Annotated in this window: 13 protein-coding genes; 3 read left to right on the top strand and 10 right to left on the bottom strand. The window is 69.7% G+C overall.

Annotated features, from left to right (window positions below):
- Positions 1–4: 4 nt before the first annotated feature.
- The 3 genes from QRN44_RS14200 to QRN44_RS14190 form a co-directional block, all read right to left on the bottom strand.
- Positions 5–340, bottom strand: a complete 336-nt coding sequence (locus QRN44_RS14200; protein ID WP_064295242.1) for a histone-like nucleoid-structuring protein Lsr2 — start codon at positions 338–340, stop codon at positions 5–7.
- Positions 341–548: 208 nt separating this feature from the next.
- Entirely contained in the window at positions 549–1,814 is a 1,266-nt protein-coding gene (locus QRN44_RS14195) for a CpaE/TadZ family protein (RefSeq protein ID WP_121291853.1), read from the bottom strand.
- Positions 1,814–2,470, bottom strand: coding sequence for a hypothetical protein (locus tag QRN44_RS14190; RefSeq protein ID WP_121291854.1), 657 nt, complete (start codon positions 2,468–2,470; stop codon positions 1,814–1,816). The genes QRN44_RS14195 and QRN44_RS14190 overlap by 1 nt, the downstream gene beginning before the upstream one ends.
- Positions 2,471–2,659: 189 nt before the next feature.
- On the opposite strand from QRN44_RS14190, the gene QRN44_RS14185 reads away from it, so the two are divergent.
- Positions 2,660–2,956: a helix-turn-helix domain-containing protein gene (locus QRN44_RS14185; protein ID WP_064295239.1), complete on the top strand. Its 297-nt coding sequence runs from the start codon at positions 2,660–2,662 to the stop codon at positions 2,954–2,956.
- Between the two features lie 33 nt (positions 2,957–2,989).
- Here the strand turns inward: QRN44_RS14185 and QRN44_RS14180 are convergent, their stop codons facing one another.
- Positions 2,990–3,580 (bottom strand): hypothetical protein, encoded by a 591-nt coding sequence (locus QRN44_RS14180; protein ID WP_175117744.1) that lies wholly within the window; start codon positions 3,578–3,580, stop codon positions 2,990–2,992.
- A 147-nt stretch (positions 3,581–3,727) separates the two neighbouring features.
- Here QRN44_RS14180 and QRN44_RS14175 point away from each other — a divergent pair, with 147 nt between their 5' ends.
- On the top strand, positions 3,728–4,228 hold the full coding sequence (locus QRN44_RS14175) for an Rv3235 family protein (protein WP_285039440.1): 501 nt from the start codon (positions 3,728–3,730) through the stop codon (positions 4,226–4,228).
- Positions 4,229–4,322: 94 nt separating this feature from the next.
- Here QRN44_RS14175 and secA read toward each other — a convergent pair whose 3' ends face one another.
- Entirely contained in the window at positions 4,323–7,151 is a 2,829-nt protein-coding gene (gene secA, locus QRN44_RS14170) for a preprotein translocase subunit SecA (protein ID WP_064295237.1), read from the bottom strand.
- Positions 7,152–7,378: 227 nt separating this feature from the next.
- Here secA and QRN44_RS14165 point away from each other — a divergent pair, with 227 nt between their 5' ends.
- Positions 7,379–7,999 (top strand): PadR family transcriptional regulator, encoded by a 621-nt coding sequence (locus QRN44_RS14165; protein ID WP_285039439.1) that lies wholly within the window; start codon positions 7,379–7,381, stop codon positions 7,997–7,999.
- Here the strand turns inward: QRN44_RS14165 and hpf are convergent.
- The 5 genes from hpf to mtrA form a co-directional block, all read right to left on the bottom strand.
- Positions 7,974–8,618: a ribosome hibernation-promoting factor, HPF/YfiA family gene (gene hpf / locus QRN44_RS14160; RefSeq protein ID WP_064295235.1), complete on the bottom strand. Its 645-nt coding sequence runs from the start codon at positions 8,616–8,618 to the stop codon at positions 7,974–7,976. The genes QRN44_RS14165 and hpf overlap by 26 nt on opposite strands.
- A 141-nt stretch (positions 8,619–8,759) precedes the next feature.
- On the bottom strand, positions 8,760–9,281 hold the full coding sequence (locus QRN44_RS14155) for a ComF family protein (protein WP_285039438.1): 522 nt from the start codon (positions 9,279–9,281) through the stop codon (positions 8,760–8,762).
- A gap of 275 nt (positions 9,282–9,556) precedes the next feature.
- The gene (locus QRN44_RS14150; RefSeq protein WP_285039437.1) at positions 9,557–11,290 is read right to left on the bottom strand and encodes an LpqB family beta-propeller domain-containing protein; all 1,734 of its coding nucleotides are present in this window, start codon (positions 11,288–11,290) and stop codon (positions 9,557–9,559) included.
- Positions 11,283–12,974 (bottom strand): MtrAB system histidine kinase MtrB, encoded by a 1,692-nt coding sequence (gene mtrB, locus QRN44_RS14145; RefSeq protein WP_064295233.1) that lies wholly within the window; start codon positions 12,972–12,974, stop codon positions 11,283–11,285. The genes QRN44_RS14150 and mtrB overlap by 8 nt, the downstream gene beginning before the upstream one ends.
- Before the next feature lie 6 nt (positions 12,975–12,980).
- On the bottom strand, positions 12,981–13,664 hold the full coding sequence (mtrA, locus tag QRN44_RS14140) for an MtrAB system response regulator MtrA (protein ID WP_064295232.1): 684 nt from the start codon (positions 13,662–13,664) through the stop codon (positions 12,981–12,983).
- Positions 13,665–13,703: the final 39 nt, after the last annotated feature.

Below are 13,703 nucleotides of genomic sequence, written 5' to 3'. Positions count from 1 at the left end.
TGCGTCAGTTGGCCGCGCGGTAGGCGTCCTGGACCGCCTGGGGGATGCGTCCGCGCGACGACACGGCGTGCCCGTTCTTCGCGGCCCACTCGCGGATCGCGGCGAGGTTCTCGGCGCTGTTGCGGGTGCTGGTGCTCGAGGTGCGGCGCCCACGCTTGACCGGGCGTCCGGCTCCGATGTACGGCTTCAGCGACTCGCGGAGGTTCTTCGCGTTGTCCGCACCGAGATCGATCTCGTATTCGGTTCCGTCGATCGCGAACCGGACGGTCTCTCCTGATCCGGAAGCGAGTTCGCTGCCGTCGAGATCGTCGATGTATGTGGTGATGACTTTCTGAGCCATGGGGGTCCTCCTGAAGATATCCGTGGTGAGTCCGACGGTTATCCGATCATATCGAACACCACCAAGCGAATCTGAATACCGACACGATATCGGAGTAATTCATCACCCAACGGATAGCGATGCATCGGAGGAGAATGCAGATGCATATATCGGCGCGCAAATGCATATTCGGTTGATCACCCAATTGTATTGAGTGACTTCGTCGGAACTATTCCGCTCGGCGCGATCCACTCCGCACACGACGCCCGCGTGCTCCACCCGCCGAGCGCCGCGAGCGGTCCCGCACCGGCGTCGACGGTTGGTCGAGGACGGTGGACACGAACCGCCGCAGCGCGACGGGAAGCGCTCCGCGCGGGGCCTGGTCACGCAGGCTCCTCCCCGCGATCACCGCGGCGTCCACCACCCGTTGGTCCTCCGGCAGGAGCGCGGCCGCTTCGATCCCGCCGAAGCGGGAGAGCGTGGACGCCAGCTGGCCGGCCGGACCGGTACCGAGCGCGACGCCACGCAGCCGGTTCACGACCACCGAGATGCGCGACGGGTCGACGAGTTCGACGAGTTCCGCGTGCCCGCGGAGCAGCCTCGTGACCCCGACCGGGTCGGCCGCGCCGACCTCGACCACCCGGTCTGCGGACCCGAGGACGGCGAACGCCGCCCCGTTCCGTCTGGGCGCGAACAGGTCGCTCGAGATCTCCTCGTCCGCCTCCAGGCAGAATGCCGTGTCGATGACGATGTCGTCCATCCACGCCCGGCACCGTTCGATGGTCGTCGTGACGCGCTCCGTCGACAGTTCCGTCCAGCGCGCCGCACGGGAGATGCCGGTCAGGACACGGAACGCCCCGGACGGCGACGGATGGACGACCGCGATCCGCTCGAGCTGCTCGATGTCGAGCGCTCCACTTCCGGCCAGCCGGCAGGCCGCGGCGAACCCGGGTGCCTCGTCGAGGAGGCCGAGCATGGCCGCGACGGATGACCCGTAGGTGTCCGCGTCGATGAGGACGACCCGTCGTCCGCGGGCGGCGAGTTCACTGGCGATGCCCGCGGCGACGGTGGTCGTGCCGGGCGACCCGGCCGCGCCCCACACCGCGATGACCCGCCCGGCGGCCTGGGCGACCGGACGAGGGCCGTCACCGCCGAGGTCGAGCGGCGCGATGGTCCGATCCAGCTCCTCGGGATCGACCGGCAGGAGGACGATGTCGACCAGGCCCAGCCCCGCCGCATGGCGACGCTCGGACTCACCGGACGCGAGCGCCACGACCCTCGTACCCACGCGGTCCGCGAGGTCGATGAGTTCGGCGCTCAGGCGGTCGACCCCGGGTGACACGAGCAGTACGTCGACGGGCGTCCCGGCACCGATGCGCTCGTCGAGTTCGGCGCCGTCGTGACAGCGCCAGGCGACGCGGTGTCCGAGGTCGAGCATCGTCGCGAGGATCTCGCCCTCGACCCGCGGATCGAGGGCGAGTCCGACACGCAGCATCAGCGTTCGCCGGGCTCGGTGGGGACCACGGACAGCAGGTGCGCTGCAGCCGTCGCCGAGAGGACCGTCGCGACGGCCGAGCGTGGGACCGCGAGCTCGAGCGCGACCGAGCCGCGGCCGGACAGGAGCCCTTCGTCCTCCCCGACCCGGACGACCGTCGCAGCCGAGACCAGCACCTCCGGCACTCCGTACCCGTCGCCGTCCGGCGCGGCCGCCCAGAGGTCGACGACGGTCCCCGGCACGACGTCGGCGCCGAGCCGGCCGGCCGGTTCGACGACGAGCGTGGTCACGCCGACGGCGCTCGCCTCGCCGAGCGCGTCGAGCGGTACGAGCTCCCCCGCCGCGATCGTCCGCGTGACGACGATTCCCGCCGGCGGTGCCGCTCCGGCTCCGAGGTACCCGCTTTCGACCGATCCCAGACGTGCGTCGATCACCTGGAGTGAGGAGCGGTCGAGCCGCGTTCCGGGCGTCAGCGTCTCGGAGGCCGCATACACCGGGGTCGTCCGACTCGAGGTCGTGACGAGCCACCACACCCCCAGGATCGACGCGACCACCAGCATGAGGCCCACGAGGAAGCGTGGGTCCACCCAGATGCGCGACCGGGACACCGGCCGTCCGCCGACACCATGACGCAGTCCGGCGAGACGGTCGCTCATCCGCTCGTCGCCGTCGCTTCGCGCCCCTCCGGATTCCGATCCGTGTCCCCGCTCGCTTCCCCGCACCGTCTCCTCCTTCATGGGCACCCCGCGCGCCGCTTCCGGTCCCATGCTGCCCGGGCTCCGGACATCGCGCCGAAGTTATCCACAGCCCGGCGGACGATGCTCGCGCGAGAGGATAATCGAGGAATGGAATCGCAGCGCGATGCGGCCCCGCTCGGTCGCTTCCTCACCGTCGCCGACACGGCCGAGGTCTTGAACGTCTCGGCCCAGCACGTGGCCGAGCTCATCTCGAGCGGTGAGCTGCCCGCCATCCGGATCGGGCGCAGCGGACCGTGGCGCATCGAGTTCCCGGCGCTCGAAGCCTTCATCAGCGGTCAGTACGAGGAGGCACGTCGTGCAGGCCTCTGGCATCAGGCGCAACTCACCGAACTCGCCGAGTTCTCCGGCGCACCGATGCTCCGGCCCGTGCCTCCCCTCGGCTGAGCCCCGGCCCCGGCGGGCGCCCGCCGAAACGCCTCAGGCAGCTCGCTCGACGATGACGACCTCCGAGAGCACGACGACGCGGATCTGTTCGACGCTCCGGCTCCGGCGCGGCGACCCCGGCTCGTGGACGGCCAGATCGAGATGATCGCGGCCCACCCGGTCGATCGTGCCCGTCCAGCTGCCCGTCCGGGTCCGCACGACCACCGCAGCACGGCGCCGGCACAGATCACGGAGCAGGAAGGAGACGGTCAGGCGGTCGAGCAGCCGCGGTTCGCGGACCGCGACGTCGTCGAGACTCCAATCGACCTGGGTCTGCGTCATGGCGACTGCCGCGATCGCATCGAACGGGACGACGACCTCCCGGCCGCCCGGGGTGCCGGAATCGGCCTGCAACCAGTCCTTCCCGATGCTCCGGACCCGCAGCCGCCAGGTCGTCCCGTCGACGAGTTCGACGACGAGCGGTCCCGGTGCGCCGGCATCGCCGCAGAGGGCGACCAGCCGCTCACGGAGGGTGAGACGCCCACGCCGGAGCCGCTCGGCCTCGATGCGGACGGCGTCGTCGTCGACAGCGAGCTCGTCGTCGAGCTGACCGGCGAGATCGTCGAACAGGCTGTCCCAACGCATACGCCGACGGTAGTGCGCCGAGAGCGGCCTCGTCCTGCGTTCTCCACAGACCCCTGGTCCTGGACGCGGGGTACCTGACATGATGAGTGTGACATTTCAGATTCCGGTCGCCCGACTCGTGGCGCCCGCGCACCCCTCGGAGGCCCCATGAGCACCGCTGCCCGGCACGACGACGACGAGCCCGAAGCACGCACGGCTCGCCTCCGGCCCGCGCCTCCGCTCCCCGAGCGACGCACGCGAGAGGTGCGGGCGGCCGCCCGGACCGGTGCGGACGACTACTTCGCGCCCCAACCGGCGCCCCGCGCCGAGCTCCCCGATCCGCGACCACTGCTCGAGAACCTGACTCGGAGCGTGATCGAGGTGATCGCCGGAGCCCGCGATCTCACGCAGCTCGCGCGCTGGATCACCGCCGACGTGCACACCGTCCTCCTGAAGCGCGTGATCCTCGCCGAACGGGCACGACGCGTCCGCGGCGTCCCGGGCACCGTCCCGGTCGTCTCGATCGGCACCGTGACCGTCTCCGAGCCACGCGACGGCGTCGTGGAGTCCGTGGTCATCGTCCACGGACGAGCCCGGTCCCGAGCCGTGGCCATCCGACTGGAGGGCTTGGACGGCCGCTGGAGGGCGACCTCGGTGAGCGTGCTCTGACCGCCGCTGCATCCGCGCAGCACCCGACAGACGAGAGCCCTCCGGACCGATGTCACCATGGTCCGGAGGGCTCCCGTTTCGTGCCGGCGTGGGCCTACTTCTTCTTGCCCTGCTTGCGACGGTCCGAACGGTTGCTCGGAGCAGCCGCAGGGGCTTCTGACTGCTGACCGAAGGCCCCGCGCGACGCCTTCGCGGCCGGGGCCGCCTTCGTCGCGGGAGCCGCATCGCCGGCGGGACGGTTCGTCTGCTGGAGGCGCTGTGCGCGTTCGGTGGCCGCCTTCTCGATCTGCCCGCGCTGGTTGCGGACCTCGACCCCGCCCTGCTCGGTCGGTGCGGAGTAGCTGAGCTTCTCGGTGTCGGGGGTCTCCTGCGTGAGGCCCTTGGCCGTGATCGCCGGTGCGGCCGTGCCGGCATCGACCTCGCCGGCGACCTCGACCTCGAGGTTGAACAGGAAGCCGACGCTCTCCTCACGGATCTGGCCCATCATCTGCTGGAACATCGCGTAGCCCTCACGCTGGTATTCGACCAGCGGATCGCGCTGCGCCATGGCCCGGAGACCGATGCCGTCCTTCAGGTAGTCCATCTCGTACAGGTGGTCGCGCCAGCGGCGGTCGATCACCTGGAGGACGACGCGGCGCTCGAGCTCGCGCATCGCCGGGGCACCGAGCGACTCCTCGCGGTTGGTGTAGGCGAGTTTGGCGTCGGAGAGGATCTCGCGGCGCATGAAGTCGCGGTTGATCCGCCCCTTCGTCCCAGCCTCCTGGACGACCTCGTCGATCGTCAGGCCGACGGGGTAGAGCGTCTTCAGTTCTGCCCAGAGTGCGTCGAAGTCCCAGTCGTCGCCGTTACCCTCGCCGGTGTGCTCGTCGAGGACGTCGTCGACGACGCTCTCCAGGAACTGCTGCGCACGATCGTGGAGGTCGTCTCCCTCGAGGATGTGGCGGCGGTCGGAGTAGATCGCCTCACGCTGCCGGTTGAGGACGTCGTCGTACTTGAGCACGTTCTTGCGGATCTCCGCGTTCCGCGCCTCGACTTGCGACTGGGCACTGCGGATCGCGCGGCTCACGATCTTCGACTCGATCGCGAGATCGTCGGGCACGTTCTGGCGCCCCATGAGGCTCTCCGCGGCTCCGGCGTTGAAGAGGCGCATGAGGTCGTCGGTGAGGGACAGGTAGAACCGGCTCTCGCCCGGGTCTCCCTGACGACCGGAGCGACCGCGCAGCTGGTTGTCGATGCGGCGCGACTCGTGGCGTTCGGTACCGAGGACGTAGAGTCCACCGGCGTCGATGACCTTGTCGGCCTCCTCCTTGACCGCTGCCTTCACCTCGGTGAAGACCTCGTCCCACGCGGCCTCGTACTCCTCGGGGGTGTCGATCGGGCTGAGGCCCTTGGCGTTCATCTCCGCGACGGCGAGGAACTCGGCGTTGCCGCCGAGCATGATGTCGGTTCCACGACCGGCCATGTTGGTGGCGACGGTGACCGAGCCGAGTCGGCCGGCCTGGGCGATGATCGCGGCTTCACGCGCGTGGTTCTTCGCGTTGAGGACCTCGTGCTTGACGCCCTTCTTGGCGAGGAGCCGCGACAGGTACTCGCTCTTCTCGACGCTCGTCGTGCCCACGAGGACCGGCTGGCCCTGCTCGTGGCGCTCGACGATGTCCTCGACGACCTGTGCGAACTTCGCCTCCTCGTTCTTGTACACGAGGTCCGACTGGTCGATGCGCTGCATGGGGCGGTTGGTCGGGATCGGGACGACGCCGAGCTTGTACGTCGACATGAACTCCGCCGCCTCGGTCTCGGCCGTACCGGTCATGCCGGACAGCTTCTCGTAGAGACGGAAGTAGTTCTGGAGCGTCACGGTCGCGAGGGTCTGGTTCTCGGCCTGGACGGCGACGCCCTCCTTGGCCTCGATCGCCTGGTGGATGCCCTCGTTGTAGCGACGTCCGACCAGGATGCGACCGGTGTGCTCGTCGACGATGAGCACCTCGCCGTTCATCACGACGTAGTCCTTGTCCTTCTTGAAGAGCGCGCGGGCCTTGATCGCGTTGTTCAGGAAGGAGATGAGCGGGGTGTTGGCGGACTCGTAGAGGTTGTCGATGCCGAGGTAGTCCTCGACCTTCTCGATGCCGGGCTCGAGCACGCCGACGGTGCGCTTCTTCTCGTCGACCTCGAAGTCCTCACCGGGCTCGAGTCGTACCGCGAGCCGGGCGAACTCCTGGAACCAGCGGTTCGCCTCACCGGAGGCCTTCCCGGAGATGATGAGCGGGGTCCGTGCCTCGTCGATGAGGATGGAGTCGACCTCGTCGACGACGGCGAAGAAGTGACCGCGCTGGACCATGTCCTTGGCCTGCCACGCCATGTTGTCGCGGAGGTAGTCGAAGCCGAACTGGTTGTTCGTACCATAGGTGATGTCGGCCGCGTACTGCTCGCGGCGCTGCTCCGGCGTCTGCCCCTCGACGATCACGCCGGTCGTCATGCCGAGCGCACGGAAGACGCGCCCCATGATCTCCGACTGGTACGACGCGAGGTAGTCGTTCACCGTGACGATGTGCACGCCCTTGCCGGCGATGGCGTTCAGGTAGGCCGGAAGGGTCGCGACGAGCGTCTTGCCCTCACCGGTCTTCATCTCGGCGATGTTGCCGAGGTGGAGCGCGGCGCCACCCATGATCTGGACGTCGAAGTGACGCATGCCGATCGTGCGGCGTGCAGCTTCGCGCACCGCCGCGAAGGCTTCGGGGAGGAGGTCGTCGAGGGTCTCGCCGTTCTCGAAGCGCTCGCGCAGCTCGACGGTCTCGCTCTTCAGCTCCTCGTCGCTCAACTCCGTGAAGTCGTCCTCGAGGGCATTGACCGCCTTCGTGAGGCTGGTCAGCTTCCGGAGGATGCGACCTTCGCCGACGCGAAGGATCTTCTCAAGTGGTGAGGCCACGAATTGCTCTCCATTACGTGTTCCTGATCTCCGTCCTGGTCGACTGACCGGAACGGACGGGGTGCACCAGAACGGGGCAGTCCTCTGAACATGTTAGCGGGGAGTCCCTTGAGTGGACGCTGTGTATCGAGGGGCGGACGGATGTCGACGGAGCGCCGCCGCAGTGCGGGACGGACGGCTCACTAGGCTGGCGACACCCTACCGCGTAGGTAATTCATGGAGGTTCGATGTCGGTCAAGCACGGTCTGCTCGCGATCCTCGCGCTCGGTGACGACTACGGGTACCGTCTGCGTGGCGAGTTCGACCGGCGGACGACGCCCGACACACCGCTCAACGTCGGCCAGGCCTATGCGACCCTCGATCGTCTCGAGCGGGACGGGCTCGTCGAGCGCGCCGCCGTGGACGCACAGGGGCATGTCTTCTACCGCATCACCGCCGACGGGCGCGACGTCCTCGAACGGTGGTGGGCGACACCCGTCACGGCGAGTGCCTCTCGGGACGAACTCCCGAACAAGGTCGCCCTCGCGGCGTCGCTCGAGGGCGTCGACGTGTTCGGGGTCATCGCCGTCCAACGCGCGTGGGCACTCGATCTCGTGCAGCAGCTCGACGAGGACCTCTCGGTGCTCCCCCCGACGCCGCAGGGTGACATCGCGTGGATCGGGCTCGAAGCCAGACGGCGACGCTCCCTGGCCGAGCTCGACTGGCTCGAGGCGACCTCGGCACGCCTGCGCGTGCACGACGCCGTCTTCGAGGTCGGCACCGACATGCCACGACGCGGCCGCCCGGCGAACCGGGCGACCGCGTCGGTCGGGGTGCAGGACGCTAGTTCGAGCCGTCCTCGAGGCTGATCACGCCGTAGTCCCAACCCTTGCGGCGGTACACGACGCTCGCCCGCTCCGACGAGGCGTCGATGAACAGGAAGAAGTCGTGGCCGACGAGTTCCATGCGGTCGACGGCGTCCTCGACGCTCATCCACTCCGCTGGGAATTCCTTCGTGCGGATGACGACCGGCGAGTACGCCTCCTGCTCCTCGTCCTCGTGGGTCAGCGTCGCGACGCTGCCGGTCGCGACCTGCTCGAGCAGCTCCGGTGCGGCAGGGGTGATGTCGACGCCGCTGAACCCCTCGCTGCTGGCGGCGTGCAAGGAGGTGCGGTGCTTGCCACGGTGCTCCTTCTTGCGGTCCTTCGAGCGGCGGACGCGCTCGAGCATCCGCGCGATCGCGAGATCGAAGGCCACGTACTTGTCGGAGCCGGTCGACTCCGCACGAACCAACGGTCCGGGGCCGACGAGCGTCAGCTCGACACGGTCCTCGCCCTTGCGCCCGTTGGCGTCGTGATGGCGGGACACCTTGATGTCGAGCGACTGCGCCTGCTCGACCAGATGGGCGACCTTCTCCGCCTTCTCGGTCGCGTACTCGCGGAACCGATCGGTGATGCCGAGTCCAAGTCCGACGATGTTGATATCCACGTTCGACCTCCTCATCCGGCTGACCACCCGGTCCCGGGCGGTCCTTTCACGCCGTTCTGCCACCGTAGTGCCCGAGCCTGCGGAAGTCATCAGCGGCGTTCAGGGAACGTTCATCTTCCGGCCTCGTGACCCGCCGTCCGTTCACGGTCCGACCCTGGCGAGGGCCACGACACCGACCACGAGACCACCACCGTCGCGCATCGCCCGAACGGCCTCCCCGACGGTGGCCCCCGTCGTGACGACGTCCTCCACGAGGAGGAAGCGGCGTCCGTCGAGCCGCCGCGCCGCGACCAGTGCCCCGGCGAGGTTCTCCAGACGCTCAGCCCGGCCGAAGTCCCGCTGGTCGGCTGGTTGCCGTGCCCACCGCAGCGGGCGCGACGGTCTGGTGCCGAGCCGACGCACGAGCTGCTCCACCGGATGGAAGCCCCGCTCGCGGGCGGCGCATCGCCTGGCCGGGATCGTCGCGATCTCCGGCGAGACGCCGCCCATCGCCCGGCTCGCCTCGAGCACGGCGGACCGGAACGCCGGTTCGAGCGCGGCGGCCAGCGGTCGGACGAGGCCGGTCCGGGCGTCCTCTTTGTAGGCGAGGAGGACGGCGCCGACGAACTCGTCGTACCGACGGGCGGCGAGACCGGGGGTACCGCCCGCATCGCTCCACCGCACGAGGTGGGCATCGTCGTCGGAGGCCGCCGGCCGGACCAGCCGCCCGAGGCAGTCGTCGCACAGCCCACGGTCCGGCGCACCGCATCCGGCGCACGTGACCGGGACCAGCAGGGCCCACGCGTCCAGGCAGGCTTCGCGGACATGAGCGAGGGGCGCACTTCGACTCGACGAGGATCGCATCATCCGATGGTCACGCCCACGCAGCGCGTCCGGTGGCGCATCGTCCGAGACGCAGACGGCTCCGGGACTTCGGACGCGCTGTGGAGCGCGCTCACTCAGTCCGGCGACCCCAGCTGGGTCGCGATGAACCGGACGTCGCTGCCCGCCTCCTGCCAGCTCGATCCACGGGGCAACAGCAGCCGGCCGTCACTCGTGAGGGCGCGCAGTTGCGTCGGTCCGTTGCCCCCGACCAGGTTCGTGACGTCCGCCAGCTTGGGCACGGGCGCGGAGCGGCCGCCGATCTGCTGCGTGACGATCGTCGTCCCGTCACCGCCGCCCAGCAGGACGGCGACCGTGATGTCGTCGACCCAGGTGACGGTCGTCGCCTCCGTGGACATCACCCGGAGCTCCACCGGGTCGCCGAGTCGCAACGGCGCGTTCCGGTCACCGCGGATGATCGCGGCGGCCACGAGCCGCGACTGCGTCCCGTCCCTGAGCAGCGCGACGAGGCGCGTTCCCTCCCGGGACACCTGGATCGAATCGATCGTGGACGCGCCGGTCCAGCTCGTCGCGACCTGCACCGTGCCACCCGCGGCGTCGTGCGCGAGCAGTGCGGACGGCGCCGCTGCCGGGACCGTCCAGGTGAAGCCGAACGGGTCCATCGTCGGCGGGAGGAGGCCCGGGCGGTTGTCGACGAGCCGGACGTCGCCGTCCGCCTGGATCACCGTGACGCCGGCGGCGGAACGGACCGCGGCCTGGTCATGGTCGGCGGACAACACGGCCGCGTCGGCCCCGGCCGCCACGACCGCCGCCGATATCCCCGGCACGGCCTCGAGCCGGTTCCCCGAGGCGAAGCCGAACTCGTCCCCGCGCTGGACGAGTGCCCGGGGGTCGACGCGTGGTGCGGCGAGCGACAGCGGCGAGACCGTCTGCGTGGAGTTGCCCACGACGGTGATCGCGACGTTCGAGACGGCGGCGACCCCGCCGACGCTGCCCGAAAGCTGCACCAGGCTGCTGCTCAGTTGGAGTTGCATCCGCTGGAGGGTGACCGCGTCCGCCTGCAGGGCCGGTTTGGTCAGGTCCACGCGCGCGGTCCCTGCCTCGACCGGAACGGCGTCACTCGTGAGCGAGGTCCCCTCGGGGAACGCCGTCGCCACCGCGCCCTTCAACCATTCGGCCGGTCCGTCGAGGAGCGCCCCGACGATCCTCGTCGCGGTCGACGCTCGCGAGGGGAACCAGCGCTGGTCGGGGACGAGTCGGGTGAAACTCGGGTCGAAGTAGCTCAGGGAGTACGCCGCGAAGACGTCGGCGAACGTCGAGGACTCGAGGACGATGCCAGGCGGAGCAGCCGCGATGCGCCACTCCCCCCGCACCTGCTCGAAGGAGTAGGTCCAGCTGAGCGGCGACGAGTTCCCCGATTCGCGGTACTCACCCCGATCATCGACCGCCGCGACGGGGCTGACGGTGAGTTGCACCGTGTCGGCGACCGGGGCGAACGTGCGGCCGCCCTGGTCGATGGTCACTCCGGCGTCGGGATCCCAGTCGGACCGGAGCGCCGGTGCGAGGAACTCCCGCGCGATCTCGTAGTTGTTCTGCGGGCTCGCGGCGGCGTCGATGAAGCCCCGGAGGATCTGCTCCGGCGTCGCCCCCTCGGCGGGGCCCGGCGCGATGAAGTTGACGTCGACGTCGCCGCCGTCCCCCTCGACCGTGCCGCCGTCCTGCACGGAACCGCCCCGCGGGATGCCCACGCAGGCGGTGAGCACCACCACGAGGAGCATCGGCAGCGCCGCCGCAGCGATCCGACGTACTGCGGACCGTCGTCTCGGCGATCGTGCGGGGACGTCAACCACGAGCATCCTCCTTGTCGTCGTCCGTCGATCGCACGGTCGGGAGTGAGCGGGTCGTCGGCGCGGTGAGCTCGTCGACGATGGACTCGATCGCATCGTCGGGCGGCAGGCTGATGGGCGAGCGGACGATCTCCGTCCCGGGTTCGCGTGGGATGGTGAGGCGGAAGGACGAGCCGGCGGCGGGCTCCGACCAGACCTCCAGCCACCCCTCGTGCAGGACCGCGTCCTCGAGGGAGATCGCGAGCCCGAGCCCGGTCCCGCCGATGGTGCGCTTGCGCGACGGGTCCGCGCGCCAGAAGCGGTCGAACACGCGCTCGGTCGCCTCGCGCGTCATGCCCTGGCCGTAGTCGCGCACCGCGATCGCGACCGAGGACTCGTTGCTGTCCACCGACACCACGATCGGTTTGCCCTCGCCGTGCTCGATGGCGTTGCCGACGAGGTTGCGCACGATCCGCCGGATACGCCGAGGGTCCATCGGGACCGCAGAGTAGCCACCCGGTGCGACGATCCGGAGGTCCGAACCGGTGGGCTCCGCGAGCGGGCGGAGCTCCTCCACGACCTCTTCGGCGAGATGGACGAGACTCGTCGGTTCCAATTCGAGTTCGATGCTGCCCGCGTCGTAGCGGCTGATCTCCAGCAGATCGGCCAGCAGGATCTCGAACCGCCCGACCTGGTCGTGGAGGAGTTCGGCCGTCCGCTCGGTGGCCGGTGGGAAGGAGTCGCGCTGGTCGTAGAGCACGTCGCCGGCCAGGCGGATGGTCGTCAGGGGCGTGCGCAGCTCGTGCGAGACGTCCGAGACGAACCGTTGCTGCACGAGCGAGAGCTCCGCGAGTTCCTTGATCTGCTTCTGCATGCTGGCGGCCATCCCGTTGAAGGAGCGGGCGAGGATGGCGAGCTCGTCCTCGCCCTTCTCGGGCATCCGCACGTCCAGGTCACCGCCGGCGAGACGTTGACTCGTCTCGGCGGCGGACCGGATCGGTGTCGCGACGAAGCGGACGATGAACCACGCGGCACCACCGACGAGGATCATGAGGCCGACGCCCGCGACGAAGAGGGTCCGTTGCACGAAGCCGAGCGTCTGCTCCGATTCGCTCAGGTCGTAGCCGAGGTAGATCTCGTAGGAGCCGGCGGTCGGCATCGAGACCTCCGAGCCCACGACGATGCCGGCCGTCGACGAGCCGTCGGCCGCGGTGAGGGTGACCGACTGCCATTGGAGGGTGTCCGGGTCGGCCCGGACCGCCTCGGTCAGCGCGTCGGAGATGACACCGCCGCCGAGCCCCGGCGACTCGAAGCCCGGGGGTGTGACCTGACTGAAGTCCTGGCCCGGTGCTCGGTAGGCGGCGATGAGGCTGCTGCCGGACGTCGTCTGGAGATCGGTCCGCACGGTCCCCATGAGCTGCTGCAGGGCGACCCGCTCGCTGGCGTCGGACGCGTCGAGGATGCTCTGCGCGGACGCGATGGCGCGACCGGAGCCGCCGAGCGCCTGCTGCAGCCGGGACTGGAAGAGGTCGTTGCCGATGCTGAACGAGAGGTATGCGCCGGTCAGGAGGATGGCGAGTCCCGAGAGGCCGACCGTGATGGCGACCGTCCGGAACTGCAGCGAGCGCCGCCACTGCGAGCGCACCTGCTGCGGCCACCTCCGCCACAGCCGCCAGTCGGCCGCCCAGCCGGCGAGTCGGGAGGCCATGTCGGATCAGCCGGTGACCGCGCCGGCGCGGTATCCGACGCCACGCACCGTCATGACGATCTTCGGGTTGTCGGGGTCTTCCTCGACCTTGGCGCGGAGCCGCTGCACGTGGACGTTCACGAGTCGGGTGTCGGCCTTGTAGTGGTATCCCCAGACCTGTTCGAGCAGCATCTCGCGGGTGAAGACCTGCTGGGGTTTGCTGGCCAGTGCGAGGAGGAGGTCGAACTCCAGCGGCGTGAGCCCGATGACGCCGTCGGCGCGACGGACCTCGTGGCCCGCGACGTCAACGGTGAGGTCGCCGATGCGGAGGGTCTCCGCGAGGTCGGCGGCCGGCGCGCGCAGCCGCGTGCGGATCCGGGCGACGAGCTCCTTCGGGTTGAACGGCTTCACCATGTAGTCGTCGGCGCCGGACTCGAGCCCCTTCACCACGTCCGCGGTGTCGGACTTCGCGGTCAGCATGATGACCGGGACGCCGGACTCCTGACGGATCAGGCGGCACACCTCGATCCCGTCGATCCCCGGGAGCATGAGGTCGAGGAGGACGAGGTCGGGCTTGGTGTCGCGGAACGCCTGGAGCGCGCCGCCGCCGTCCGCGCAGAACGACGGCTCGAAGCCCTCGGTGCGCAGCACGATGCCGATCATCTCGGCGAGTGCGGTGTCGTCGTCGACGACGAGAATGCGTGCGTTCATAGCTCCGTCTCGGGTGTGACCGGCCGGCCGCGCTGCCTG

This window comes from Plantibacter sp. lyk4-40-MEA-4 (assembly GCF_030209415.1).
In the GTDB taxonomy this organism is placed as follows: Bacteria; Actinomycetota; Actinomycetes; order Actinomycetales; family Microbacteriaceae; genus Plantibacter; species Plantibacter flavus_A.
Note: the sequence above shows the minus strand (reverse complement) of the source record. Positions and strands in the feature narration are given on the sequence as shown.